Source organism: Enterobacter sp. WCHEn045836, from assembly GCF_003965585.1.
Taxonomy (GTDB): Bacteria; Pseudomonadota; Gammaproteobacteria; order Enterobacterales; family Enterobacteriaceae; genus Enterobacter; species Enterobacter dissolvens.
In genome coordinates, this window is record NZ_RXPT01000014.1 from 48,364 (window position 1) to 74,176 (window position 25,813).

A 25,813-nucleotide genomic window follows, 5' to 3' on the forward strand; every position below is an offset into this window, starting at 1 on the left:
ACGATATATTTCTGGGGAAGCACGTGTCTCTTAATGGAGGTTTCGATGAAATCTGCACACCTGGTTTGCCTGCTGGTCTGCCTGCTGTTCGCCGCGTTTGCCCATGCTCAGGAAAAAGACGACCCGGCGCGGGAGGCCCAAATTAAGCAGCAGGTACTCAAAGATGTAAAAAAAGCCTGTACGCCCCAGAAAAAACAGAGTGATAAAGCCTGGCAGGCCATGATTTTATCGTCCGAGGCTAATCAGCTGCTGATCAAAAACGCCATCACCGCCGTGAAGCGTGACAACCTGGAGGCCTACTGGGACGCGGTGTCTCAGGTGGATTGTATGGAGGATTATTGAGGGCTGGAAACGTGCTTCTCGCCGGGTGGCGGCTACGCCTTACCCGGCCTGCACAACATTTTTAACGCTTACGCACATCCGGAATGATCAAATCCCCGCGCAGCACGTACGACCCGAGCATTTGCGTTTTTTCCGTCAACCAGCTCACGATGCGCGCCGCCATGGCGTCCATGGAATACTCAATGGCCGGGATCACCGGAATGCCCGGCAGATGCAGCGATCCGGCAAGGCTGAAGACCATGATGTCCTCCGGCACCGATTTATTAAACGCCTGCAACTGCGGGATCACCCGCTGCGCTTCCTGTTCGTCCGCCACCAGTAACGCGTTGAAATTCAGCGTGCTGGCGTTATTCAGCAGCTCCTGCAGCGCCACGGACGAGGAGGTCGCGTCCATAAACACGAGGTTGCGGTTGAAGGGCAGGAAATTTTTCTCCAGCGCATGTTTGTAGCCCAGCAGCACCTGATCGGCAAAGCCGCTACCGTGCGGATGGATCAGGGCAATCTGGCGGCGTCCCTGGCTGGTAAGGTAGTTACAGGCGGTTTCGGCGGCGAAGGCGTGATCGAACTGGATGCTGTTGGGATTTTCTGAGCCCATACAGTCAACCAGGATGACGTTATCCATGTCGATATCCAGTGGAAAACGCGCGCCAATCACCAGAATGTCATCGCAAAGCCCACAGGAGAGCTCTTCCAGGGCATGCAGCACATCCGCTTTGCTATGGGCGAAGCGCAGCAGCAGGTGTTTTTGATGCTGGCTGAGCTGTTTTTCCAGCGCGTAGAGATAACCGGTGGTCTGGTTAATATTTTCCTGCGCGCAGATGACCCCGATACAGCCCGTCGACTGGCTCAGCAGCGACTGCGCAATCACATTGGGCCGGTAGTTCAGTTCATCTACCGCTTTCAGAACGGCTTGACGGCTGGCTTCCTTTACGCCACGCGACCCACTCAACACTCGCGATACCGTGGCTTTCGATACCCCGGCAAGACGTGATACATCATTGATTGTCGACATCTTTTTCCCCTGACAGGCTTACCTCGCGCCTGCAAAATCCATTACCGCTACGGCTCACATTATAGCCAGAAGGGAGTATATCCGTTTCCGTTTTCCATGGAAACCGATTTTCCGTTTCCACTCAAAATGATGTCAAAACAGCCAAATTTTGTGACGCGCATCGGGTTAATTAGCCTCATATATAAGGGATCTTGATGGTTGTCACACTTCTGTCTTTTATAAATGGAAACCAGTTTCCATCTGATATCCAATCATCATCGCAATATCTATTTACATTTTGAGGATGGTTGTCGATGTTCAAGATTATGCTCTGCTGCTCTGCCGGGATGTCCACCAGCCTGCTGGTCAGCAAAATGGTCGATGTGGCGAAAGAACGCGGTTTGCCGGTGAAGATTGATGCGTACGGCGTTTCCGAATTTGATACGCAGTTTCCGCAATATCAGGTGGTGCTTCTCGGACCGCAAGTGAAATACATGTTACAGACACTCTCAGACAAGGCGGCCACGAAAGGCATTCCGGTCCAGCCCATCGATATGATGGACTACGGCATGCAACGTGGCGATAAAGTACTGGACTATGCTCTGTCGCTCATCGAAGCGGCACACTAAAAGGTGTTCACATGAGTTCGTTATATCAATCCATGGTTGCGGTGATTGAGCAGTCAATTACCCCGCTGGCCGCGAAGCTCGGTCAGCAGAAGTATGTGATTGCCATCCGCGACGGCTTTACCGCCGCGCTGCCGTTTATGATCATCGGCTCGTTTATGCTGGTGTTCATCTTCCCGCCGTTCTCGGCGGATACCACCAACAGCTTTGCCCGCGGCTGGCTGGATTTCTCCCAGACCTATCGCGAACAGCTGATGCTGCCGTTTAACCTCAGCATGGGCGTGATGACCTTCTTCATCTCGGTGGGAATTGGGGCGAGCCTGGGGCGTCAGTTTAACCTCGACCCGGTGATGTCCGGCCTGCTGGCCTTTATGGCCTTCCTGCTGGTGGCCGCGCCGTATGCGGACGGTAAGATCTCCACCCAGTATCTGTCCGGTCAGGGGATTTTCACCGCGCTGATCACCGCCATCTACGCCACCCGCGTCTATGCGTGGCTGAAGCAGAACAACGTGACCATTCGTCTGCCGAAGGAAGTCCCGACCGGCGTGGCGCGTTCGTTTGAGATCCTGATCCCGGTGATGGTGGTGATTGGCACCCTGCATCCGCTGAACCTGTTTATCGAGGCGCAGACCGGGATGATTATCCCGCAGGCGATTATGCACCTGCTGGAACCACTGGTCTCTGCGTCTGACTCGCTGCCTGCCATTCTGCTCTCCGTGCTGCTGTGCCAGATCTTCTGGTTCGCCGGTATCCACGGTTCGCTGATTGTCACCGGCATCATGAACCCGTTCTGGATGGCAAACCTGTCGGCAAACCAGGCGGCGCTGGCGGCCGGTGCGGCACTGCCACACGTCTACCTGCAGGGCTTCTGGGATCACTATCTGCTGATTGGCGGCGTAGGCTCCACGCTGCCGCTGGCCTTCCTGCTGCTGCGTAGCCGGGTAACGCACTTACGCACCATCGGCAAAATGGGCGTTGTGCCAAGCTTCTTTAACATCAACGAACCGATCCTGTTCGGCGCGCCCATCATCATGAACCCGATGCTGTTTATCCCGTTCGTGTGTGTGCCGCTGGTGAATGCGTGCCTGGCGTACGCGGCAACCAAACTGGGCTGGCTGGCACAGGTGGTATCGTTAACGCCGTGGACCACGCCCGCACCGATTGGCGCCTCATGGGCCGCCAACTGGGCGCTGAGCCCGGTGGTGATGTGTCTCGTCTGTATGGTGATGTCAGCGCTGATGTACCTGCCGTTCCTGCGGGCTTACGAGCGTACGTTGATGAAAAACGAAGAGCAGAAAGCTCAGGCAACCGTCGGTGCCGCTGAGACCGCAAGCCATTAAGTCAAAGAGGAAGCGTCATGAAATATACCTTTCCCGATAATTTCTGGTGGGGCAGCGCAAGCTCCGCTCTCCAGACCGAAGGGACACGAGAGGGTGAAACCACATGGGATTACTGGTTTGCCCGCGAGCCGAACCGTTTTCACAACGGCGTGGGGCCGCAGCATACCTCCACGTTTTATCAGCACTGGAAAACGGACATTCAGCTGTTAAAACAGCTGAACCACAACAGCTTTCGCACTTCCATAAGCTGGGCACGCCTGATCCCCGACGGTATCGGTGAAGTTGATCCAAAGGCGGTCGAATTTTATAACCAGGTCATTGATGAGCTGATCGCGCAGGGCATTACGCCGTTTATCACCCTGTTCCATTTCGACATGCCGATGGCGATGCAGGAGATCGGCGGCTGGGAAAACCGGGAGGTAGTGGACGCTTACGCCCGCTATGCGCAGATTTGCTTCGACCTGTTTGGCGACCGCGTGCTGCACTGGTTTACCTTTAACGAGCCGATTGTCCCGGTTGAGGGCGGTTATCTGTACGATTTCCACTACCCGAACGTGGTGGATTTCCGTCGGGCGGCCACCGTGGCGTATCACACCGTGCTGGCCCACGCGAAGGCCGTTCAGGCCTACCGCGCCGGACATTACGCGGGTGAGATCGGCATCGTGCTCAACCTGACACCGTCCTACCCGCGCTCGCAAAACCCGGCGGACGTGAAGGCGGCGCACATCGCGGATCTGATGTTTAACCGCAGCTTCCTCGACCCGGTTCTGCGCGGTGAATACCCGGCCGATCTGGTGGCACTGCTGAAATCTTACGACCAGCTTCCCGCCTGTAAACCGGAGGACAGCTTCCTGATTGCGGAAGGGAAAATCGACCTGCTCAGCATTAACTATTACCAGCCGCGTCGCGTGAAGTGTCGCGACAGCGCGGTGAACCCGCAGGCGCCGTTTATGCCGGAGTGGTTCTTTGATAACTACGAGATGCCGGGCCGCAAGATGAACCCGTACCGTGGCTGGGAAATTTACGAGCCGGGTATTTACGATATTCTGGTTAACCTGCGCGACAATTACGGCAACCCACGCTGTTTTATTTCTGAAAACGGAATGGGCGTCGAAAATGAGCAGCGCTTTATTGAAAATGGCCAGATAAACGATCAATACCGTATTGATTTTATTTCCGGACATTTAACCTGGCTGCATAAAGGTATTAGCGAAGGGTGCAATTGCCTTGGCTACCATATGTGGACCTTTATTGATAACTGGTCGTGGTGTAATGCGTATAAAAACCGCTATGGCTTTGTCCAGCTCGATTTAACTACGCAACAGCGCACCATTAAAAAGAGCGGAGAGTGGTTTGCCGCCACCTCTTTACATAATAGTTTCGATAAATAGAGAGAAAGACGATGGTTGCCTTAGAAGAAGCCGTGATGGAAATCATCGTCAATGCGGGTCAGTCGCGCAGCCTGTGCTTTGAAGCACTGCACGCTGCGCGGCAGGGCAACATTGACGAAGCCAAAAGCCTGCTGCGCGAAGCCGATGGCTACGCGCGCCAGGCGCACAAGATGCAGACCAAACTCATTGAGCAGGATGCGGGTGAAGCCCGTCAGCCGATGACGTTAATTATGGTACACGCGCAGGATCATTTAATGAATTCATTACTGGCGCGTGAATTATCCGAAGAAATTATTCATTTATATCAGAGATAATCTATGGCGAAATAACGAGTAATACCTCTGTACCTTAAATAGAAATCCACTTGTTCTGATGATAGCGACATACTCTGTCAGATCGGAGCGGGATGGTTATTGTCTGAATAAAATTAAACTATATTGAGATAACCATGACTACCCTAAAAAAACTTCCATTAACCATGGCGGTTATCGCCGCGCTTTGCCCAATTTCTGTACTCGCACAGGAATTTACACAGGAACAAATCGACGCCATTGTGGCAAAAGCGGTGGATAAAGCCCTCGCGGAACGTCAGGCCAAAATGGATGCCGCGGTCGCGAAAAAAGCCGACGTGGTGACGGAGCCGCAAAGCGCGGCGCAATCCCCGGATATGGCCATTCCGTTCGGCATTAAATTTACCGGCTACGCCCGCTACGGCGCGCACTTCCAGGCCGCTGACCAGAAATACGTGGCGGTGGACGGTTCCTATAACGGGGCATCAGCCATCGGTCGTCTGGGTAACGAAGGCAACGGCGGTGAATTCCAGCTCTCCAAGGCCTTCAAGGGTGACAACGGCGCCATCTGGGACATCAACGTGATGATCGATCACTGGGGCGATGAAGTTAACCTGAAAAAAGCCTACGCCGGGGTGACCAATATTATGGCCTCCAACCCGAACGCCTACTTCTGGGCCGGTCGTGACTTCCACCAGCGTCCGCAGCAGGGCATTAACGATTACTTCTGGATGAACCACGACGGCCAGGGCGCCGGGGTGAAGAACTTCGACATCGGCGGCGTGCAGTTTGACGTGGCCGCCGTGGCGGCGGTGGAATCCTGTAGCCCGGAAGTCATGGAAGACGAAGCCAACCCGTCACGCATCACCTGTACCGGTGGGTCCGGCACGGGCGACAAAGGCAACTACGCCGCGACGTCAAAAATTCACGGCATGAAGGTCGGTCCGCTGGATCTGGAGCTGTACGCCAACTACGGCTTTGACTCAAAAGCGGTTGAAAGCGACGAGCGTCTGAACGCCTGGCAGGGCGGCGTGGTGCTGAGCCACACTAACGACAGCGGCGTGAACAAGGTGATTGCCCGTTACTCTGATAACGCGGACAACAGCGTGTTCAATAAAACCGAGGATCTGACCACGGTCTATGCCAGCTTCGAAGGGCTGTATAAATTCACTCCGGCCACGCAGGTGGAGTACATCCTCGCCTTCCACGACTACGACAACAGCCGTGATAAAACGGACAACCGTAAGAACTACAACGCCATTGTGCGTCCGATGCACTGGTGGAACGACGTTCACTCCACCTGGCTGGAAGCGGGCTGGCAGCATGTGGATTACGACAACGGCGGCGACAACAAGGGCTGGAAGCTGACCCTGTCGCAGAACATGTCTATCGCCATGGGGCCGGAGTTCCGTCCGATGCTGCGCTTCTACGTCACCGGCGGCAAAGTGGATAACGAACGCACCGCCCGCGTGAACAATACCAAAGACGAAACGCTGGACGACTTCAACGTCGGCGCAATGTGGGAGGCGTGGTTCTAAGGTAAAAGCAAAACGGCAACGAGCGTTGCCGTTTTTAGTGTTTGCTCCCTCTCCCCGTGGGAGAGGGCCGGGGTGAGGGCATCAGGCCGCACACAACCATGCTATGCTGTTGACCGAATTAACGACAACATCGCAGGGGAGAACATGGGTTCCACACGTAAAGGGATGCTGAACGTCCTGATCGCCGCCGTTTTATGGGGCAGCTCAGGGGTTTGCGCGCAGTACATCATGGAGAAAAGCCAGATCTCGTCACCCTATCTGACCATGGTTCGCCTGCTGTTTACCGGCCTGATCCTGCTGACCTTGTCCTTCGTTCACGGCGACAAGATTTTCTCGGTCATCAAACATCGCAAAGACGCCCTCAGCCTGCTGTTTTTCTCCCTGGCTGGCGCGCTCACGGTGCAGCTCACCTTCCTGGTGACAATCGAGAAATCCAACGCGGCTACGGCCACCGTGCTGCAGTTTCTGTCGCCGACGATTATCGTGGCGTGGTTTGCGCTGGCGCGGAAAAAGCGGCCGGGTCTGTTTGTGCTTTCCGCGATCCTGACCTCACTGGTGGGGACATTTTTGCTGGTGACCCATGGCGACCCTACCTCGCTCTCCATCTCACCTGCCGCGCTGTTATTCGGCATTGCCTCGGCGTTTGCCGCCGCGTTTTATACCACGTACCCCTCAGCGCTCATCGCCCGCTACGGCACCTTGCCGATTGTCGGCTGGAGTATGTTGATTGCCGGGTTAATGCTGACGCCGTTCTACGCCGGACGCGGCACCGCGTTTGTCATTGACGGCAGCCTGCTGCTGGCGTTTTTCTACCTGGTGGTGATCGGCACGGCGCTGACGTTCAGCCTGTACCTGAAAGGCGCGCAGATGATCGGCGGGCCGAAGGCAAGCATTCTGAGCTGCGCCGAGCCACTGAGCAGCGCGTTACTGTCGGTGATTTTGCTGGGCGTGGCGTTTACCCTGCCGGACTGGCTGGGCACGCTGCTGATTGTGTCGTCGGTGGTGTTGATTTCGATGGATTCGAGAAAACGGGTGAAAGCCCCGGCGTGATTTATGAATAATAGTGATAGCGACACATCAGAATGGTGAGAGCGCTATCCGACACCCCGTAAACCAGACGGTCAGTGTCGTTGATCCGCCGGGACCAGTATCCGGAAAGGTTGCCTTTAAGGGGTTCCGGCTTACCCAGACCATTGAATGGCTGGCGCTTCGCATCCTCAATCAGTTTATTAATTCTGCGAAGCGTCTTTTTATCCTGTTCCTGCCACCACAGGTAATCGTCCCAGCCGTTATCAGTCCAAATCAGTAGCCTGGTCATCTATCAGATCCCTCTGCGTTGTTTTCCCGGTATTTGCCTGCTCGATAGACTCCATCAGTCGGCTGGCGTTGGCAGGCGAACTCATCAGATGGATGGTTTCCATCATTGAGTTGTAGTGCTGCAGAGACATCACTACCGCATCACCACCGTTGCGACGGCTGATAATGGTTGTCTCCACGTTGTCATTCACGTCGTCCAACACATCTTTGAGTCGGCTTCGCGCTTCGGTAAACGTCACAACCTGCATATCTCCTCCTGTACAAGTTACGGTACAAGTATATCGGCAAGGTGATTATTTATCAATCAACTCGTCTTCACTTTCCCTGCCACCAGCAGCGCCGTCAGCAACATCAGCGTGCCGGAGATGACCAGCGGCGACGTCAGCCCAAGGTGGTCGAGCGCCACGCCGCCCACCGCCGCGCCGCATGTGTTCGCCAGCTGGATCACCGCCACCTGAATCGACCCGGCTTTTTCAGCCTGATCGGCCAGCGTGCGGGTGATCCACGTCGACCAGCCCACCGGCACCAGCGCAAAAGCAAAGCCCCAGATAATTGCAATCGCCGAGGCAACCCATTTGTCGCTGCCCCACAGGATCAGCACGACGGCACTGACAGCCAGTACCAGCGGGGCGCCAGCAAGCGCCACTTTCAGGGAGCGCTTCAGGAACTGAGACGACAGCGAGGTGCCGACAAAGCTGGCGATACCGAAGCTGAGCAGCACCAGCGTCAGGCCATCCACGTCAAAGCCCGCCATGGTCATAAAGACCGGGCGGATATAGGTAAAGAAGGCAAACTGCCCGGCAAAGGCCATGAAGATGGCGGTCATCCCCGCCAGCACGCCGGGGCGCTTAAGCAGACTGAACATGTTCTGTTTGTGGTGCGCCGCTTCGCCCGGCAGGGACGGCAGCGCTTTCCACACCCACAGAATGCAGAGAAAACCCATCACCGCTGCGGCGTTAAAGACGTTACGCCAGCCGATGATTCCCCCAAGGAAACTCCCCAGCGGCGCGGCAATCACCAGCGCGATGGAGACCGCGCCAAAGATAACGGAGAGGGCTTTCGGCACGGTGCGCGTCGGCACCAGTCGCATGGTGAGCGAGGCCGACATTGCCCAGAAACCGCCCAACCCCAGACCCAGACAGGCGCGGCCGAGCAGCAACAGGGTGAAGCTCTCCGCGAAAGAGACCAGCAGACAGGAGAGCGTCAGGAGCACGCTGAAGAGAATGACCACTTTGCGGCGATCAATCGCGCCAATAACCTGCGTGATAAACAGGCTGGCAAACATCGCCACAAACGCGGTCACGGTAACGGACTGCCCTGCCACGCCCTCGGAAATACCCAGATCCTGCGCCATCGGCGTCAGCAGGCTGACCGGTAAAAACTCAACGGTAATAAGACAGGCGACACAGAACGCCACGGAAAAAACCGCCGACCAGTTGGGGCGAGAAACCTCTTTGGTCTGCGGTCTGATCGTGGGCTGGATATGTTCTGTCATGGCGTCACCTGAAGATAAAAACGTGCGGGAAAGTCGCGCAGTTTATCATCAAAAGTGTGACGAATTTAACGTTTAGACAACTTTTCTTGCATCGCCGCTTTCGCCAGCCCGACGATCCACTCCTGATGCGCGTTGATCATGGGGTTCGGTAGGGTACGTGCTAATTCCTGCGCCGGTACGCCTTTCTGCGACTCCTGAGTCAAAATACGGACGCGGTTACCCGGTAAGTCTTCAAACAGCCAGGCGTGGATCACATCCAGACGCGAGCTGGCATCGCCCTCTACCCAGCCGTGCCAGGCGATCCGTGCGGCTTCACCGTCAACGGGCGGAATATACTCCGTAACCTGCGCCTCAACCGGAAAACCAAAGGTGGTGAAACGAAAGCGGGCGTCGGCACTCAGTTCCGGGCCACTGCCATCATGGAAACGAATATCGCTGGCGTTGCTGTAATAGCCCGGCCACAGGCTGGTGTCGTTGAGCTGCGCCCAGATCGCTTTCGCGCTCAGTCCGGCGACAATGATTTCATTGGACGCAAAGTTATCGGTGGTGCCTGGCAGGTAATCGTCTGGCCAGATAATGGCGGATTGTTTCATGGTTCACCTCATCGTGAGTGGATAAGGTGATGGTGCGCCCGTGAGTGGTATAAATCTAATGATGATGCCTTATACTCATCATCACGGTTCGTGATATCAGTGCAGGTAAAACACGCCCTCTTCCGGCAGAAAGAGCTGGTTGTAACGCAGCTGGAAAGCGTTCAGCTCCTGCGGATCCGGCTCCATCTCGCGCATAAAGCCGAGGGCGAGGCGGATTTGCGCATCGGTGATCGGCGCGGCCAGACGGGCTTTACGCAGCATGCGGTGCCAGGTGTGGAGATTCTCTTCGCTACCGTCGACGATACACACCTGCCAGATGAGCAGCACCTGGGCGGCGTTTTGCAGATGCGCTTCGTCCGGGCGTTCAAGGTAGCGGATAAACTCATTGCCGGGCGTTTTACCGAACTGATCGATCATCGACTCGACCGGCATCGGGGTGATACCCAGCCGTTCGCTTAAGCGTTTGATGGCGCGGCGGGAATCCGAGGTCAGGACACGAAACCCAACCACAAACACCACGGCAAGCGTTGCCAGCATTATCCAGACCATGCGTTCTCCTTTGAATAGCCGCTCATCATAGCGGGAAACTCAGGGTATCGACAGCGGGCACGGCCATAATAGTGAACTGAAAAAAGGTAGAATATCGTCATGAAAACGGATCTGCGCACGCTGGATCTTAACCTGCTGAAAACGCTCGACGCCCTGCTGGATGAACGCAGCGTCACCCGCGCGGCGGCGCGTCTGGCCCTGACCCAGCCGGCGGTCAGCGGCATGCTGAACCGCCTGCGGGATTACTTCGACGACCCGCTGTTTATCCGAGCGCCCCACGGCATCGTACCCACGACCCGTGCGGAAGAGCTGGCCGCGCCGGTGAAGCGCATCCTGGCAGATATCGACCTCCTGCTGCAGCCGGTGGCGTTTGACCCACTGCAGGCCACCCTCACCTTCACGCTTGCCGCCACCGATTACGCGCTCCGCGCGATTGCGGTGCCGTTTATCGCGGCACTGAAGGTGCGGGCACCGGCAATACGCGTGCGGGTTATACCTGTCGATTCCGAGCGCATGATGAACCAGCTTGAACGCGGGAACGTTGACGTGGCGCTGATCACGCCCCATACCACGCCAGACGACCTGCACAGCCGGGCGCTTTATGATGAACGGTACGTTTGCATGATGCGTGCCGACCACCCGGACGCGGGCAAACCGCTCTCTCTGGCGCGCTTTTGCGCCCTTGAACACGTGCTGGTCTCTTATGAAGGTGATAGTTTTCGCGGCGTGACGGATGGCGCGCTGGAAAAAATGGGCCGGACGCGGCACGTGGGGTTATCGGTGAGCAACTTCCTGGTACTGCCGGATGTACTGGCGATAAGCGATATGATCGCCGTGGTACCGTCACGGATAGCGGAAAACCAGACGGGAATGTTTGTCTGCAACACACCGGTTCCGGTGCCGGGTTTCACCAAGTGCATGGCCTGGCACGCCAGAACACACCGTAACCCCGCGCAAATGTGGCTGCGCGGGTTGTTGCTGGAAACCAGTCAGCGAGCCTGAAGCCCTTTCAGCAGTGCCTCGTGGAAGCGTGCAGGATCCTGCATCTGCGGCGCGTGCCCCATGTCGTTGAACTCAACCAGCGTTGCGTGCGGGATGCGTTTCGCCGTCTCCTTCCCCAGCACCGCATAGTTGCCGAGCGTTTTGCGGATCTCAGGCGGGGCGAGATCTTTCCCGATGGCGGTGTTGTCCTTCGTGCCGATCATCAATAATACCGGCATCTTCAGTTCACTAAATTCGTAGATCACCGGCTGGGTGTAAATCATGTCGTAGAGCAGCGCCGAGTTCCAGGCCACACGTTCTTATCCCGGCCCGTTGTTCAGCCCGGCGAGCATGGTGACCCAACGCTCATACTCCGGCTTCCACTCTCCGGCGTAGTAGGTATTTTTCTCGTACTGACGAATGCCATCGGCGCTGACCTTCAGCTCGCGCTGGTACCACTGATCGACCGTAATATGCGGCACGCCGCGCGCTTTCCAGTCTTCCAGACCAATTGGGTTGACCATCACCAGCTGCTCCACCTGCTGCGGCCACATCAGCGCATAGCGGGTCGCCAGCATGCCGCCGGTCGAGTGGCCGATAACCGTCACGCGATCGACGTCGAGCGTTTTCAGCAAGGCGTGGGTGTTATCAGCCAGTTGCTGAAAGGTGTACTGATAATGCTCCGGCTTGGTGGATTTACAAAAACCAATCTGGTCGGGAGCGATTACCCGATAACCGCTGGCTGAGAGCGCACGGATAGTGCCGTCCCAGGTACCGGCGCAGAAGTTTTTGCCGTGCATCAGCACCACGGTGCGGCCGTTGGGTTTTTCCGGCTTCACGTCCAGGTAGGCCATATTCAGAGACTGTTCCTGAGAGGTAAAGGTAAAGTGCTTTACCGGCCAGCCGTAGTCGAAACCTTCCAGCTTCTCGCCGTAGGTAGGCGCATCCGTAGCCATTGCGGGGGTTGTCAGCGCCATCAACAGCGCCAGGCAGGATAATCGTCGGGTCAACATGCAAGCTCTCCCATAGCAAAAGGAATAAGGCTGCGCGAAAGGCGGCAGCAAAAAAACTGTAGAGCAAGGAGAGGGGTGAGTGTGTAAAGCGGGGTAAAGACTGGAATTTAAAATAAAAAAGCCCGGCATCACACACCGGGCAACGAAGTCACCTGCACACTCAGGCTGCTTTTAATTTCTGCACACGATTTTCACGGCGAATTTTACGTTCTTCGAGCACCGCAACCATCGCCATCAGGACGATACAGCCGATGGCGGCGGCATCCAGCGCCGCAAAGGTGCCAGCCCAGCCGGTGAGGCCGAAAATCGGCGTGCCGTCGGCAATCATCCCCAGACCCAGCTTGGCGAAGCTGTCGCCGATCAGGTAGGCGAAGGTACCTTTAATCCCATCGGCGGCGCCGATCGCTTTTTTCGGTACAAAACCTACCGCCGCTACGCCGATCAACAGCTGCGGACCAAACACGAGGAAGCCGAGCGCAAACAGGGACGCCAGGTAAACGTACTGGTTGCTGGCGTGCTGGTAGACGCCCAGGGTAGCGATAATCAGCGCCAGCGCGACGCAGGCCACCAGCGCACGACGACCGTTGGCGAGGTCAGAGAGCCAGCCCCACAGCAGGGTGCCGACCAGCGCGCCCACTTCAAACAGGGTGAAGCCCTGAATCGCCACCTCTTTAGAGAGCTTCAGCTCCTGGAAGGCATACACGGTCGACCACTGGTCAATACCGATGCGCACCACGTACAGGAAAATGTTGGAGAAGCAGAGCAGCCAGATCACTTTGTTTTTCAGCACGTACTCAACAAAGATCTGCCATTTTGTCATCTCGTTCTCTTCGGTCTCTTTGTCCTCTTCGCTGATCGTCTCGCCGAACAGCTCTTCGGCTTTGCCGAGGCCGTAAGATTCCGGAGAGTCGCTGCCGAAACGCAGACCGATAAAACCGACAATCAGGGCGATAATCGACGGGAAGATAAACATGCCGATCACGTGACCGTCAAACAGGTAGTTCGCACCGAACAGCGCCACGCCTGCTGCACCCGCCCCGCCGAGGTTGTGGGAGATGTTCCACATGCCAAGGTATGAACCACGCTTACGGCGCGGGGTCCATTTGGTGATGGTGGAGTAGCTGCACGACCCACCGGTACTCTGGAAGAAACCGCTCAGGGCGTAGAAAGCGATCATCAGGAACAGGCTGATGGAGCCCGCGCCCATGCTGGCGCTGAAGCCGAGCATACAGATGGCGGAGAGGATCAGCATAAACGGCAGGAATTGCTTGGTGTTTTTGCCGTCTGCATAGTACGAGACAACGGTTTTGCCCACGCCGTAAGTGATGGAGAAGCCCAGGCCAATCATCCCCAGCTGCGTCATGCTCAGCCCGTAGGTGGAGATCATGTCGTTCTGCGCGATGTTAAAGTTTTTGCGGATCAGGTACATGGTCAGGTAGCCGATAAAGACCACCAGATAGGACTGCATGAACGGTTTGAACCACATCTTGCGCCGCACGTCGAGCGGCAGATCCAGGGTCGGCTTGCGCACCTGATTTAAGAAGGCCAGCATGACTGAGTTACTCCTGAGCTGATTTTTGCAGCATTGTAAAAATCAGCCGGGAGAGATGCCTGAGACAGCGTCCAGGTAAAACCGGGAAAATTTCTTAGTTTTGCGCCACTCGGGGTGAAAAGGTGAGGCGCATCACATCACCCTGGCTTCACGCGGCGCCTGCGCATGCAAAAACGGCAGCAGCAGCAGGGCCGATATCCCCGCCGCGATGGCGATCACGGCAAAGAAACCGCTCCAGTGCCAGATATCGATCACCCGCGCCAGCGGCCAGCCGGAGAGGGACGCGCCAAGGTAGGCAAACAGCCCGACGAAGCCCGTCGCCGCACCGGCCGCCTCTTTATGCGAGCATTCTGCCGCCGCCATGCCGATCAGCATCTGCGGGCCAAACACGAAGAAGCCGATGGTAAAGAAGCACGCCGCCTGCATCACGTAGCTGGCGAACGGCATCAACCACAGCGAGCCGACGGAGAGTAAGATTCCTGCCGCAAAGATGAGGTTCATCGGGCCACGGTTGCCGTTGAAGAGTTTATCCGAGCCCCAGCCCGCCACCAGCGCGCCGATAAACCCGCCCAGCTCGAACATGGTCACCGCCGAGTTGGCGGTCACCAGATCCACCCCCAGCGTCTCGGACATGTACAGGTTACCCCAGTCGTTGATGGCCGCGCGTACCACGTAGACCAGCACGTAGCAGAGCGACAGCAGCCAAATGTACGGGTTTTTCAGCACGTATTTGGTAAGGATCTCTTTGCGGGACAGCCCCGCCCCCTCCTGCTGCTGGGCAATCTCCATCTCGTCGTGCCGCCAGTCGCCTACCGGCGGAAGCCCCACAGTTTGTGGCCTGTCGCGCAGTCGCCAGCAGAGGAACAGCCCGGCCAGGATCGCCAGACCACCGGCAATCATCATCCCCGCGCGCCAGCCGTAGTGCAGCGCCGCTGCGCCCACCACCATCGGGATCAGCGCTCCACCGACGTTATGCGCGGTGTTCCAGATAGCCCACCAGCCGCCGCGCTCGTTGCGGGAATACCACGCCGTGAGCAGGCGGGCGCAGACCGGCGCGCCCCAGCCCTGGAAAAAGGCGTTCAGCGCCCACAGCAGGGCAAAGGCCCAGAGCGAGGTGGAAAAGCCAAACAGAATGTTCACCACGCCGGTGGCGATCAGCCCAAAGCCCATAAAGTAGCGGGCGTTGGAGCGGTCGCTGACGATGCCGGAGAAAAACTTCGACAGGCCGTAGGTGATGTAGAACAGCGTCGCCAGCAGGCCGATATCGGTGCGGGTCATCACGCCGCTGGCAAGGATTTCCGGCGCGGCGGCGTTGAAGCTTTTGCGGGTGAAGTAAAACAGCGCGTAGCCGAGCCAGATGGTGATCAGGATATGGCGACGCCAGTAGCGGTAGCGGGCATCGATCTCCGCTTTGTCACCTATCGGCGCGGCGTTAGCGGGGGTTTTAAACATGGTGGCTCCTTAGCGGCAGGCTGACGCTGACGCGTGTCCCGTGGGTGCAGGAGATACTCAGCGTGCCGCCCAGCGCCTTCACGCGCTCGCGCATACCCGCCAGACCAAAGCCCTGCTGCCCGGAGCCGGGCGGCAGACCGCAGCCGTCGTCTTCAATCACCAGCCTGAGGCTTTCATCCTGCTGCCAGCCCTGCAGCGTCACCGCGCTGGCGTTGGCGTGCTTAACGATATTATTCAGTCCTTCCTGACAGACGCGGAACAGCGTGACGCGTTGGCCTTCACTCAGCGCAGATTCGTTAATCTGCCAGTCGAGATGGCTGACAATCCCGCGGCTTTCCAGCTCCATCTCGCGCATCAGGGAGCGCACCGCCTGTTCCAGAGAGAGATCGTCCAGCTGGCGCGGACGCAGCCTGCCCAGCAGGCGACGCACCGAATCGTACACGCCAAGGGAGAGCTGTTCGATATGCGCCCCGCCCTGCTTCACCCCGGCGTTATCCGCCGCCAGACGCTGGACGATACCCGCCTGGGTGCGGATGGCGGTGATGGTCTGGCCGATGTCGTCGTGCAGCTCGCGCGCCACTTCCTGGCGTACATTCTCTTCAGTCTCCAGCAGACGCTCTGCCAGACGGCGATTGCGCGACAGCTCGGTTTGCAGGGACTGGTTCAGCTCACGCAGGCGCTGAATGCCCGCGCCGAGCAGCAGCCCGGTCAGGCTCTGCGCCAGCAGGGAGAGCAGCAAATCCACCGGATGATCGTGCCAGGTCTGGCTGGCAATCAGCGCAATGGCGTTCATCAACGTGGCGATAAGCGCCCCCTGCCAGCCGTAGTGCCAGGCGAGCGCAATGATCGGCAGCGCGAGACAAAACGGGGTAAAACGGGAAAGCTCGGCAGGCAGGCCAAGCTGTAGCCACAGGCTCACCACAAACAGAAGCAAGTACCAGATAAGATGCCGGGCGCGCCAGTTTACCGGCTGAGAGACCAGCGACGGACCGAGCGGCTGCCAGACGGTGCTGGTGAGATAGTGCCAGAAAACCAGACAGGTGGGGGCCAGCGTCAGGCCGCCGGTCAGGGTCAGCAGCAGGGCGTTAAGCATCTCCTTTTCGCCTACCCACGGCAGGGATTGCAGCAGCGCGGCGGCAATCAGCGCCGCCCCCTGACGCAGCAGCGTGCGCCAGTCGCGCTGGTGACGATAGCGGGAAATCAACGCAACCGGGAGGAGCGTGAGCAGGCTTCCGGTCATCAATAAGGGCAGATGCGCGAGGGCGACTTCCTGCGACAACCAGATCAGCATCAGCCACTCTGCGCCCAACAAAACCGGCCAGTAGCCGCGCGGGCATTGCAACATCAGCCCCAGACGCAGGCCAAAGGGAAACAGCAGCACCGCCAGCGCCGGGCGCTCCACCAGATGAAGGCTGATGCTCCACAGACAGAACCAGGCGGCAGAGAAGATAAAAAAGCTGGCAACAACGGCGATCAGCCGCGAAAAGACGGGGCTCATTGCCAGCTATCGAACATGCGGCGCGCCAGCTCGACGTCATTACTGACGTTGAGTTTTTCCATCAGGTTGGCGCGGTGAACGTGCACGGTTTTGGGCGACAAACCCAGTTCGGCGGCAATCTCTTTCACCGCCATCCCCTGAGCGAGTTTTTCCGCCACCTGACGCTCACGCCGGGTAAGCGGATCCTGACGTCCGGCGGCCAGCTTGAGGGCGATGTCCGGCGTCAGGTAGCAGCCGCCCGTCGCGACGGTGCGCACGGCGGCGATCAGCTCATCCGGGCTGCAGCGTTTTGACAGGAACCCACGCGCGCCGGCGTTGAGCGCCTGCTCCACCAGCGCCGGGCTGTCGTGAACCGAGAGCATGATAATCGCCATCCCTTTCGGTAACTGGCTCAGCAGCTCCAGTCCGGAGAGATCCGGCATGGAGATATCGCAGATACAGACCTGTACCCCACGCCCCGGCAGGCCCGCCAGCGCCTCGCGCCCGGAACCGAACTCGGCCACCACCTGAAAATCCGGTTCGAGGTTAAGAAGCTGGGCAAATCCGGAGCGGACGATAAGGTGGTCGTCGATAAGAGCGATGGTGGTCATGTCTGTTCCTGCGGTCTGAAAACGCCGGATGGCGCTGCGCTTATCCGGCCTACAAGAGCGAAAGACGCTTACCTTAAGCGATTTATTCGAAGAACACCGCAATTTTGTTAAACATGGTGGGATCGGACTGGTTGCGCGCCACTTTGGTAACGTCTTCCAGCTTGTCGATCTGGGCCATCATCTGCTCCAGACGCTGGTCATCGTTGACCAGTAGCCAGATGCGGCTGTGCTCGCTGCCCTGAATCGGCAGACAAAGAATGCCTTCCACGTTAAACGCGCGGCGGGCAAACAGCCCGCAGACGTGGGTCATGACGCCAGGGTGGTTGCGGACGGTGAGTTCCAGAATGACGTTTTCATGTTGTTTCTGCATGGCTTATTCCCCCACCATCTCAGTATTTGCCGCACCCGGCGGCACCATCGGATACACTTTTTGTTCAGGGTCGATACGGACGTGGATCAGCGCCGGGCCCGGACGAGAGATCGCCGCCTGCAGCGCTGCGTGGGCGTCCTCTTCTGCGTTCAGATCGCAGGTATGCAGGCCAAAACCGGCGGCAATTTGCATAAAGTTAATCATCCCCGGATAGGTCGCCGCAAACACCCCCTGCTTGTAGAACAGGCTTTGCTGCTGGTGTACCAGCCCCAGCGCCTCGTTGTTCATCAGGATGATTTTCACGTCTAACTGGTTTTCGGCCGCGGTGGCCATCTCCTGAATGTTCATCATCAGGCTGCCGTCACCGGAGAAGCAGATCACCTTGCGGTCCGGGTTCGCCAGCGCCGCACCAACTGCCGCAGGCAGACCAAAGCCCATGGTGCCCAGGCCGCCGGAGGTCAGCCACTGACGCGGACGGTTCAACGGATAGGCCTGGGCGGTCCACATCTGGTGCTGGCCCACGTCGGTGGTGATGATTGCGCTGTCGTCCACGCAGGCGGCCACGGCGTTAATCAGCCCGTAGTGGCTCAGCGGGTCGCCTTCGGTTGGGATCGCACCCGGGAACTCGCGTTGCAGATCCGCCACCATCTGACGCCAGTCGGCGCGGTCAGTTGCGTCCGTCTGCGGGATCAGCTGCGCCAGCACGTCGGCCACGTCCCCCTGAATCGCCACGTGCGGCTGTTTGATTTTACCCAGTTCGGCGCGGTCGATATCCACGTGAATGATTTTTGCGTTCGGGCAGAACTGCTCGGTTTTACCAATCGCCCGGTCATCAAAACGTGCGCCCATCACAATCAGCAAATCCGCCTCTTGCAGGATGTAATTGGTGCTGCGCGCGCCGTGCATGCCCAGCATTCCTAATGACAGCGGATGCGCTTTAGGCAGCATGCCGAGCGCCATCAGGGTCATGGTGGTGGGCAGGTTGGCTTTTTCAGCGAACTGACGGATTTCATCTGCGGCGTTGATTGCCCCGCCGCCCAGATAGAGCACCGGACGTTTAGCGGCATTGATCATGGCCGCGGCATCGCGCACGCTCTCAGCGCTGAATTCTGGCGCAGGTGCCCGCTCGCCCGGCTCCGGCAGTATGTCGATCTCAATTTCTGCGGTCTGGACATCCTTAGGAATGTCTATCCACACCGGGCCTGGACGACCGGACTGCGCAATGCGGAACGCATCGCTGATAACCTGAGGAAGCTCGGCGATGTCGCGAACTAAATAGTTATGTTTGGTGATGGGGATAGAAATACCGTAGGTATCCACTTCCTGGAACGCATCGGTACCGATCATTGAGGACGGCACCTGGCCGGTAATGCAAATCAGCGGAATGGAATCGAGACGCGCGTCGGCGATGGCGGTCACCAGGTTGGTCGCCCCCGGACCGCTACAGGCCATACAGACTGCCGGTTTACCCTGCGTACGCGCCATGCCCTGAGCGATAAACCCCGCGCCCTGCTCGTGGCGCGCCAGCACGTGACGAATCTGCGTGCTTTGGCTTAATGCATCGTACAACGGCAGTACCGTACCGCCCGGAATACCCGCAACCGTGGTAATGCCCTGTCGTTCCAGTAAGTGAACGATCAGCTGCGCGCCCGTAAAACGCGTCTTGGTGGATGTTGTGCCCGAACTTGCCATGCTCCAGTCCTTTTCTTCTGGGCCGACTTTCCGGGGAGGCTCTTAAACGAAAAACCCCGCCCGGTTTGCGCCGGCGGGGTTTTGGATTCGTGTGTTGATCCAGTCCCTACGGCGCATTGCCGACGACCACCACCACACGCACGACGACCACTGCGGCTGGTTGCGCAGTTTTTAGTAGGGTCGCGGTGTTCATGGATGCAGTCATGGGGGACCTGTGTTTGGAATCATTGATTGAATTTATACAAACACAGGTTTTCGGGCGTGACAATGGAAATATTTTCATCTGCGCAAAAATGCGTCAGGGATCACGTTTTAGTATGTTGCTCGCTCATTCCAGGCGTCACTATAGATGACATTTCCGTCGCAATGCTTCCAGGTGATTTTCTCATAGCGTATGAGAACCGTTTCGAGGTGTGTTCCGGTGTTGGCACCTGGATACAAATCGGGTGTAATAGAAGTTATTTTTACATTCTCCATGATGATATTAAAATACTCCTGCTCTAAACCAGCCTCATTAATCTGATACATCTTTATGGTGGCTGACTGAAGCGTTCTCCCCGTACTCAACGCCCGAAATAAAAACGGAGTGACACGATCAAATTCCTTCTGGAACATGACGGGCATATGTATGCGCGTGCCCGTCAATTTCCCGGTATTCCCGTCGACCGGGATATTGACATTATGAGTGAACGATTTGAGTTCAATTGCACCTTCACGCCCTGACACCAGGCAGGGACCTACCATTGGAGAACCATTTTCATCTGTCAGAAACAAATAAGCCGGATTTGACATACAAACTCCTTTTTATAAAACTCAATCGTACTTATCAAAGCGCCCGAAAATTATCGGATGAACAATAATAAATACAACGATAGCAATGAATGTTAATAATACCCAGTGGTTGGGCACCAGCCAGAGAAACAAAGAGGCGCAAGCAAAAATATAAACAGGGAATAAAACATCTGTAAAAAGAATGGATAGCAGACTCTTAAACATGCTACCTATCCTTTAAGTCGTTATAGATCGCATCAAAATCCTTGTAGAATCCCGTTTGCACTTTCTTAATGATTTCAGCCAGGAATGGTTCAAAAAAGTAGTAAAGCATCTCCAGTTGTGCGGCATAGAGGGTGGCGTAATACTTAGGATCCAACATTTTCAGACGACGGGCAGCAAGAGCGCACTTCTGGTCCGTACCCATCAGCTGCAGAGCCATAACAACATTAGGTACACGGCGCGCAAGCCGTTCGACGACGATTTCTGAAAGCAAGCCGGATTCCGATAGGGATTTAGCCAGCGCCCATGCTATCGCTAAACGCGCTGCCTTGCTTGCCGGGATGTTTTTAACAAGGCTGGTTACTTTTGAATCCGTCTTGCGAACGCGATTTTTTTCATTCCCATTTTCAGAATCGGTCATAATGCTTTCAAAATAAAGATAGAGCATGTGTGCTATTACATTGCGATAACGGTAAATAGACACAATTGAGAGGTACATCCTTTTTTCTTCTGAGAGTAACTCTTCACACACATCGTGATAGCTGGGGATTAAGCATGATGAATACCAACTAACACGCTCCATTCCTGAGTAGATATCAGAACCGATCCCCTTTAATGCTTTCCATGTCCCAGCAACGCCTTGTTGTCCATAAATAGCTAACTGCCTGTCGCTCTGGAACTTCATCTTCAAGTAATCAGATGCTTGCATAAACTATCCATACTGTTTTTATGGTTATGTGAATATACGTTGAAAAACCTGGTAATTCAAATCTGTGGGTTTTATTTAAATACATATTCATCTTAAAAATAAACAGACTTAGTTTTATTTAAATAATCTATATTTAAGGATTATTAAATGAAACATTAATATGTACCTTATTTCTGCCGGGTACGTTGCCAATAAGTCAACTGGCATCCCGTTCTGTACAGAAAGCAGAAAACAAAAAACCCCGCCGGAGCGAGGTTTTTATCAGGGTTTTACGGTTGGTCGCCGCAGAACACACTGTGTTACGTCAACGCACGAAGTATACGCGATCGAAGACGAACGCGCAATTCCGGCACGGATTTTGACGTTTTTGAGTATGGAACGGGTTTCGAATTTTGTCCACAAAATACTGTTCATGCATACAGTATTTATCTATAATGAGGATGTTCGCAGTGAGCGAGGGGGCCGCAGTTCTACCGGCGCAACGAAGTCCTGGCTGAAACGGGTGGTGCCGTCAGTGCCTTAACCCCTGAAGTGAGCACACTGTGTTACGTCAATCCAGGTGCTGGCAACAGGCGGCGGAAAGGTACGCCAGCATCGTGCTCCTTTTTACCAAAAGGAGACGCGTATGAGCGTAGTGGATATGGTGATTCTTATCCTCAAACTCATTGTTGCTGTACTGCAACTGCTTGATGCTGTCCTGAAATACCTTCGGTGATTCAGGTTCAAGTCGCACCTGAGAGGGGCGGGCAACCGCCCCTCTTTAATAACGAGGGAATGCTATGTCGCGTCTGTTAATTGAACCCATTACGCCAGAAGAGCCCGGGTACATCGCGCTTAAAGCCGAGAGCATCGCGGCGAATTTCAATATGCTGCGCAGGCTGGAAGAGAACTGGCTGCGCGGTGAAAACCGCTTTAACGCGCCGGGTGAAAAGCTGCTGGGTGCCTTTTTAAACGGCAAGCTGGTGGGCGTCTGCGGCCTTAACCGCGATCCCTTCAGCCAGCAACCGCGTGCCGGACGTATTCGCCATCTTTATGTCAGCGAGAAGTGCCGCGGTCTGGGCATTGGTAAACAGCTGTTAACGGTGGTGATGGCCGATGCCAGCATCTGGTTTGATTTCCTCAATACCCATGCACCGGATACGGCCTGCGGGTTCTACCGTCGTGCGGGCTTCAGCCTGGTGTCAGATGAACCACGGGTCACTCACCGTCTTTTTTGCGCGGTGTAGCTGGCTGGCGGCATGAGGTCGTGAATGTTACAGTTGAATGACAATTCACCGCCAGAGACGCCATGACCATCACCGTTTTCTGTATTTTGCTGTTTGCCGCGCTGCTGCACGCCAGCTGGAACGCCATCGTCAAAGCCGGAACGGATAAGCTCTACTCGGCGATCAGCGTTAGCGGCTCCGCCACACTCATTGCTCTGGTTTTACTGCCTTTTTCCCCGCAACCGTCGCCAGCCAGCTGGCCCTTTTTAGTAGTCTCCTGCGCGCTGCAGGTGGTGTATACGGTACTGGTGGCGAAGACGTATCAGGTCTCAGACATGAGCCAGACCTATCCGCTGATGCGCGGGACAGCCCCACTGCTGGTGGCGCTGATCAGCGTGCTGGTGCTCGGGGATAGCCTCTCCTGGCTCGCCTGGGCGGGCATCGGGGTGATCTGCCTGTCGATTCTGGCAATGGCGATGAATGGCCGGCTGCAGTCACGGAAGGGGATCTGGCTGGCACTGCTGAACGCCTGCTTTATCGCCGGCTATACGCTGGTGGACGGAACGGGCGTACGTTTATCGGATACCGCTCTGGGCTATACGCTGTGGACCTTCTTTATGAACGGCTTCTGCCTGCTGTGCTGGGCAATGGTAGCGCGACGCCGCGAAGCCTCCAGCTACCTGCGTTTGCACTGGAAAAAGGGATTGCTCGGCGGGGTTGGCACCATGGGCTCGTATGGCCTGGCCTTATGGGCAATGACGCAGGCGCCGCTGGCGGTTGTCGCTGCGCTGCGAGAAACGTCGATTCTCTTCGGCGCGTTGATCGCATTTGTGCTTTTAAAAGAAAAGGTTGCCGGACTGCGTATCGCAGCCGCGCTGGGTATTGCGGGCGGGGCGATCCTGCTGCGCCTGGCGTGATTCACTGGCAACATTTGTTGCCAATCTTGTTTACAAAACCTGCCTTACCCCCCTTCTGCATTCATCATGACAATGCTTTATTTGTCATCTCATTGTGGTAGATTCCTCGCGCATTTATGGGAATGCGTAGTCACTTATTCTTCATTTTTCTCTTTTGGCAAAAGTATTCAGCGACATGAAAAAACAAAGGAACGTTAACTTATTGTTGATGCTGGTGTTACTGGTGGCCGTCGGTCAGATGGCGCAAACCATCTACATCCCGGCGATTGCCGACATGGCAAAGGAACTCAACGTCCGTGAGGGCGCGGTACAAAGCGTGATGGCCGCCTACCTGCTCACCTATGGCGTTTCGCAGTTATTCTACGGGCCGCTGTCCGATCGCATTGGCCGCCGTCCGGTCATTCTGACAGGCATGTGTATTTTCATGGTCGCGACGGTGATCGCCATTACCACGCATAGCCTGACCGTACTGATTGCCGCCAGCGCGCTGCAGGGGGTTGGCACCGGCGTTGGCGGGGTGATGGCGCGTACCTTACCGCGTGATATGTACCAGGGCACGCAGCTGCGTCACGCCAATAGCCTGCTGAATATGGGTATTCTGGTCAGCCCGCTGCTGGCACCGCTGATTGGCGGCCTGCTGGATACGATGTGGTCCTGGCGCGCCTGCTATGCCTTCCTGCTGGTGCTGTGCGTGATTGTCACCTTCAGCATGGCGCGCTGGATGCCGGAAACCCGCCCGCAGGACGCACCGCGCACGAAGCTTATCGCCAGTTACAGAACGCTGTTCGGCAACGGAGCCTTTACCTGTTACCTGCTGATGCTGATCGGCGGTCTGGCGGGTATCGCGGTATTTGAAGCCTGCTCCGGCGTGCTGCTGGGTGCAGGGCTTGGCCTGAGCAGTATGGTGGTGAGCATTCTGTTTATTCTGCCGATCCCGGCGGCGTTCTTTGGCGCATGGTTCGCCGGACGTCAGAACAAACGTTTCTCGACGCTGATGTGGCAGTCCGTAATCAGCTGCCTGCTGGCTGGCCTGATGATGTGGATCCCGGGTCTGTTTGGCGTGATGACTGTCTGGACGCTGCTGATCCCGGCGGCGCTGTTCTTCTTCGGTGCGGGGATGCTGTTCCCGCTTGCCACCAGCGGCGCCATGGAGCCGTTCCCGTTCCTCGCGGGTACGGCGGGTGCGCTGGTGGGCGGTTTACAGAATATTGGCTCCGGCGCGCTGGCCTGGCTCTCCGCCATGATGCCGCAAACCGGGCAGGCTAGTTTGGGTTTGCTAATGACGCTGATGGGGCTGCTGATTTTACTGTGCTGGCTGCCGCTGGCGTCGCGTGTTCCGCATCACGAGCAGCCTGTTTAACCGCATGATGGCCCGGCTTCTCGCCGGGCTTTTCACATACCGGGGCAATCATCGCCTCCAGCAGCGGCTCTGGCGCTGGCCGCCAGGCCCCCTCTTCTCCGTCATAAAACTGGAAATCGGCGTTAATCGCATAGGGAATGTTCGCCTTTTGCAGCTCGCACGCCATAAAGGTCGCGAAAGCCATTTGCGACGCGGTGGGTGTAACGCGGTTTGACTCCCCCACGCCCCAGCCCCCGACCCAGCTGACGTGTCCGGTTTTTTGCTGCCAGTGCAGCGCCGTCGTAATGCGATTGTGAATCGCCGCTTTCTCCGCCGCCGTACCGGATGTCCACGGGTATTTGCCGTTATTTTTCAGCGGCCCCCACGGGAAGATATGCCATTCCGCCAGCAGGAAGTTTTGGCTGTGCGCAGGCAGCTTCAGGCTGGTGAGATCTTCGGGTGCCGCACGCAGGCGGGGGGCGATGAAGATCATCCGGTCCGCATCAATGCTGTGAATGACCTTGATAGTTTTCTCATACACCCGGTTGAGCGAGGCCGCGTTGTGGTTGAGCTTGTCTGCCGGCTCATAGATCAGGTCAAAGCCCAGCAGCGGCGAACGCTTGCCAAAATAGTGCGCCACGGCAATCCACCAGTCGGTGACCTCTTTTTCGTTATCCGCTTTCGGATCGTTTTTATAGTTGTCCGCCTGATACGCGATAATCGGGATCACGCCGTACTGCTCGCAGGCTTCCACCAGCTTACGCAGATGGATCAGCCGCGCTTCGGTCGGCTCATCGGCCACGCGAATACGCACGTGGCTGATACCTTTCGCGCGAAAATCGCGGACCACCAGCGGGTCGAATTCGCGTATGCCGCGCTCGGTGCGCGCCCAGTCCACGTCCATACCCACGCCCAGCTTTTGTGCATAAAGCGCAGCCGTCAGCGGCGGCTCAGCGGCTATCGCCCAGCCGGAAGAGAGAAGCAACGCGGTCGCAATAAGAGGCTTTAACACGTTTTACCCTGGATAAAT

At 56.7% G+C, this 25,813-nt stretch carries 28 protein-coding genes and 1 pseudogene; 12 read left to right on the forward strand and 17 right to left on the reverse strand.

Going from position 1 to position 25,813, the window contains the following annotated elements; all coding sequences use genetic code 11:
- Positions 1-45 precede the first annotated feature (45 nt).
- On the forward strand, positions 46-342 hold the full coding sequence (locus tag EKN38_RS18390) for a YicS family protein (RefSeq protein ID WP_013094824.1): 297 nt from the start codon (positions 46-48) through the stop codon (positions 340-342).
- A 61-nt stretch (positions 343-403) separates the two neighbouring features.
- Here EKN38_RS18390 and EKN38_RS18395 read toward each other — a convergent pair whose 3' ends face one another.
- Positions 404-1,354: a LacI family DNA-binding transcriptional regulator gene (locus EKN38_RS18395; RefSeq protein WP_013094823.1), complete on the reverse strand. Its 951-nt coding sequence runs from the start codon at positions 1,352-1,354 to the stop codon at positions 404-406.
- Positions 1,355-1,647: 293 nt separating this feature from the next.
- Here EKN38_RS18395 and EKN38_RS18400 point away from each other — a divergent pair, with 293 nt between their 5' ends.
- The 6 genes from EKN38_RS18400 to EKN38_RS18425 all read left to right on the forward strand — a co-directional run bounded on the left by EKN38_RS18400 (position 1,648) and on the right by EKN38_RS18425 (position 7,568).
- A complete protein-coding gene (locus EKN38_RS18400; RefSeq protein ID WP_014830072.1) occupies positions 1,648-1,962 on the forward strand; it encodes a PTS sugar transporter subunit IIB in 315 nt (104 codons plus the stop codon).
- A gap of 11 nt (positions 1,963-1,973) precedes the next feature.
- Positions 1,974-3,299, forward strand: coding sequence for a PTS cellobiose transporter subunit IIC (locus EKN38_RS18405; protein ID WP_014830071.1), 1,326 nt, complete (start codon positions 1,974-1,976; stop codon positions 3,297-3,299).
- A gap of 17 nt (positions 3,300-3,316) precedes the next feature.
- The gene (locus EKN38_RS18410; protein WP_126522510.1) at positions 3,317-4,690 is read left to right on the forward strand and encodes a glycoside hydrolase family 1 protein; all 1,374 of its coding nucleotides are present in this window, start codon (positions 3,317-3,319) and stop codon (positions 4,688-4,690) included.
- 11 nt (positions 4,691-4,701) lie between these two features.
- Entirely contained in the window at positions 4,702-5,004 is a 303-nt protein-coding gene (locus EKN38_RS18415) for a PTS lactose/cellobiose transporter subunit IIA (RefSeq protein WP_014830069.1), read from the forward strand.
- Between the two features lie 134 nt (positions 5,005-5,138).
- Positions 5,139-6,518, forward strand: a complete 1,380-nt coding sequence (locus tag EKN38_RS18420) for a carbohydrate porin (protein ID WP_014830068.1) — start codon at positions 5,139-5,141, stop codon at positions 6,516-6,518.
- A 144-nt stretch (positions 6,519-6,662) separates the two neighbouring features.
- A complete protein-coding gene (locus EKN38_RS18425; protein WP_014830067.1) occupies positions 6,663-7,568 on the forward strand; it encodes an EamA family transporter in 906 nt (301 codons plus the stop codon).
- A 1-nt stretch (position 7,569) separates the two neighbouring features.
- Here the strand turns inward: EKN38_RS18425 and EKN38_RS18430 are convergent, their stop codons facing one another.
- The 5 genes from EKN38_RS18430 to EKN38_RS18450 form a co-directional block, all read right to left on the reverse strand.
- Complete coding sequence (locus EKN38_RS18430; protein ID WP_014830066.1) at positions 7,570-7,836, reverse strand: Txe/YoeB family addiction module toxin; 267 nt, start codon at positions 7,834-7,836, stop codon at positions 7,570-7,572.
- Positions 7,811-8,083, reverse strand: coding sequence for a type II toxin-antitoxin system Phd/YefM family antitoxin (locus EKN38_RS18435; protein WP_014830065.1), 273 nt, complete (start codon positions 8,081-8,083; stop codon positions 7,811-7,813). The genes EKN38_RS18430 and EKN38_RS18435 overlap by 26 nt, the downstream gene beginning before the upstream one ends.
- A 56-nt stretch (positions 8,084-8,139) precedes the next feature.
- Entirely contained in the window at positions 8,140-9,330 is a 1,191-nt protein-coding gene (gene nepI, locus EKN38_RS18440; protein ID WP_014830064.1) for a purine ribonucleoside efflux pump NepI, read from the reverse strand.
- A 65-nt stretch (positions 9,331-9,395) separates the two neighbouring features.
- Complete coding sequence (locus tag EKN38_RS18445) at positions 9,396-9,923, reverse strand: polyketide cyclase (protein ID WP_014830063.1); 528 nt, start codon at positions 9,921-9,923, stop codon at positions 9,396-9,398.
- Positions 9,924-10,019: 96 nt separating this feature from the next.
- Complete coding sequence (locus tag EKN38_RS18450) at positions 10,020-10,472, reverse strand: DUF1198 domain-containing protein (RefSeq protein ID WP_014830062.1); 453 nt, start codon at positions 10,470-10,472, stop codon at positions 10,020-10,022.
- Between the two features lie 99 nt (positions 10,473-10,571).
- Between EKN38_RS18450 and EKN38_RS18455 the strand changes: the two genes are divergently transcribed.
- On the forward strand, positions 10,572-11,474 hold the full coding sequence (locus EKN38_RS18455; protein WP_014830061.1) for a LysR family transcriptional regulator: 903 nt from the start codon (positions 10,572-10,574) through the stop codon (positions 11,472-11,474).
- Here EKN38_RS18455 and EKN38_RS18460 read toward each other — a convergent pair.
- The 10 genes and pseudogenes from EKN38_RS18460 to EKN38_RS18510 all read right to left on the reverse strand — a co-directional run bounded on the left by EKN38_RS18460 (position 11,462) and on the right by EKN38_RS18510 (position 21,322).
- Positions 11,462-12,466: pseudogene (locus tag EKN38_RS18460) on the reverse strand (alpha/beta fold hydrolase). The gene EKN38_RS18455 and the pseudogene EKN38_RS18460 sit on opposite strands and share 13 nt — an antisense overlap.
- 160 nt (positions 12,467-12,626) lie before the next feature.
- A complete protein-coding gene (uhpT, locus tag EKN38_RS18465) occupies positions 12,627-14,018 on the reverse strand; it encodes a hexose-6-phosphate:phosphate antiporter (RefSeq protein ID WP_014830059.1) in 1,392 nt (463 codons plus the stop codon).
- 132 nt (positions 14,019-14,150) lie between these two features.
- On the reverse strand, positions 14,151-15,470 hold the full coding sequence (locus EKN38_RS18470; protein ID WP_014830058.1) for an MFS transporter: 1,320 nt from the start codon (positions 15,468-15,470) through the stop codon (positions 14,151-14,153).
- Positions 15,463-16,968, reverse strand: coding sequence for a signal transduction histidine-protein kinase/phosphatase UhpB (uhpB, locus tag EKN38_RS18475; protein WP_014830057.1), 1,506 nt, complete (start codon positions 16,966-16,968; stop codon positions 15,463-15,465). Before uhpB ends, EKN38_RS18470 begins: the two co-directional genes overlap by 8 nt.
- Entirely contained in the window at positions 16,965-17,558 is a 594-nt protein-coding gene (uhpA, locus tag EKN38_RS18480) for a transcriptional regulator UhpA (RefSeq protein ID WP_014830056.1), read from the reverse strand. The genes uhpB and uhpA overlap by 4 nt, the downstream gene beginning before the upstream one ends.
- Positions 17,559-17,640: 82 nt before the next feature.
- A complete protein-coding gene (gene ilvN / locus EKN38_RS18485) occupies positions 17,641-17,928 on the reverse strand; it encodes an acetolactate synthase small subunit (protein WP_006808802.1) in 288 nt (95 codons plus the stop codon).
- A 3-nt stretch (positions 17,929-17,931) separates the two neighbouring features.
- Positions 17,932-19,620 carry an acetolactate synthase large subunit gene (gene ilvB, locus EKN38_RS18490; RefSeq protein WP_014830055.1) on the reverse strand — a complete coding sequence of 563 codons (1,689 nt, stop codon included), beginning with the start codon at positions 19,618-19,620 and terminating at the stop codon, positions 17,932-17,934.
- Positions 19,621-19,726: 106 nt separating this feature from the next.
- On the reverse strand, positions 19,727-19,825 hold the full coding sequence (ivbL, locus tag EKN38_RS18495) for an ilvB operon leader peptide IvbL (RefSeq protein WP_071830013.1): 99 nt from the start codon (positions 19,823-19,825) through the stop codon (positions 19,727-19,729).
- Between the two features lie 107 nt (positions 19,826-19,932).
- Complete coding sequence (locus EKN38_RS18500; protein WP_013094807.1) at positions 19,933-20,412, reverse strand: Hcp family type VI secretion system effector; 480 nt, start codon at positions 20,410-20,412, stop codon at positions 19,933-19,935.
- A 205-nt stretch (positions 20,413-20,617) separates the two neighbouring features.
- Entirely contained in the window at positions 20,618-21,322 is a 705-nt protein-coding gene (locus EKN38_RS18510; RefSeq protein WP_014830054.1) for a hypothetical protein, read from the reverse strand.
- A gap of 625 nt (positions 21,323-21,947) precedes the next feature.
- Here EKN38_RS18510 and tisB point away from each other — a divergent pair.
- The 4 genes from tisB (at position 21,948) to emrD (ending at position 24,804) form a co-directional block, all read left to right on the forward strand.
- A complete protein-coding gene (gene tisB, locus EKN38_RS18515) occupies positions 21,948-22,037 on the forward strand; it encodes a type I toxin-antitoxin system toxin TisB (protein WP_020684667.1) in 90 nt (29 codons plus the stop codon).
- A 64-nt stretch (positions 22,038-22,101) separates the two neighbouring features.
- Positions 22,102-22,548 (forward strand): GNAT family N-acetyltransferase, encoded by a 447-nt coding sequence (locus EKN38_RS18520; protein ID WP_014830053.1) that lies wholly within the window; start codon positions 22,102-22,104, stop codon positions 22,546-22,548.
- Between the two features lie 62 nt (positions 22,549-22,610).
- Entirely contained in the window at positions 22,611-23,444 is an 834-nt protein-coding gene (locus EKN38_RS18525) for an EamA family transporter (protein WP_014830052.1), read from the forward strand.
- 175 nt (positions 23,445-23,619) lie between these two features.
- Positions 23,620-24,804 (forward strand): multidrug efflux MFS transporter EmrD, encoded by a 1,185-nt coding sequence (gene emrD, locus EKN38_RS18530; RefSeq protein WP_014830051.1) that lies wholly within the window; start codon positions 23,620-23,622, stop codon positions 24,802-24,804.
- On the opposite strand, the gene EKN38_RS18535 is transcribed toward emrD, so the two are convergent.
- Positions 24,707-25,795 carry a cellulase family glycosylhydrolase gene (locus tag EKN38_RS18535; protein WP_014830050.1) on the reverse strand — a complete coding sequence of 363 codons (1,089 nt, stop codon included), beginning with the start codon at positions 25,793-25,795 and terminating at the stop codon, positions 24,707-24,709. The two genes, emrD and EKN38_RS18535, sit on opposite strands and share 98 nt — an antisense overlap.
- Between the last annotated feature and the right edge of the window lie 18 nt (positions 25,796-25,813).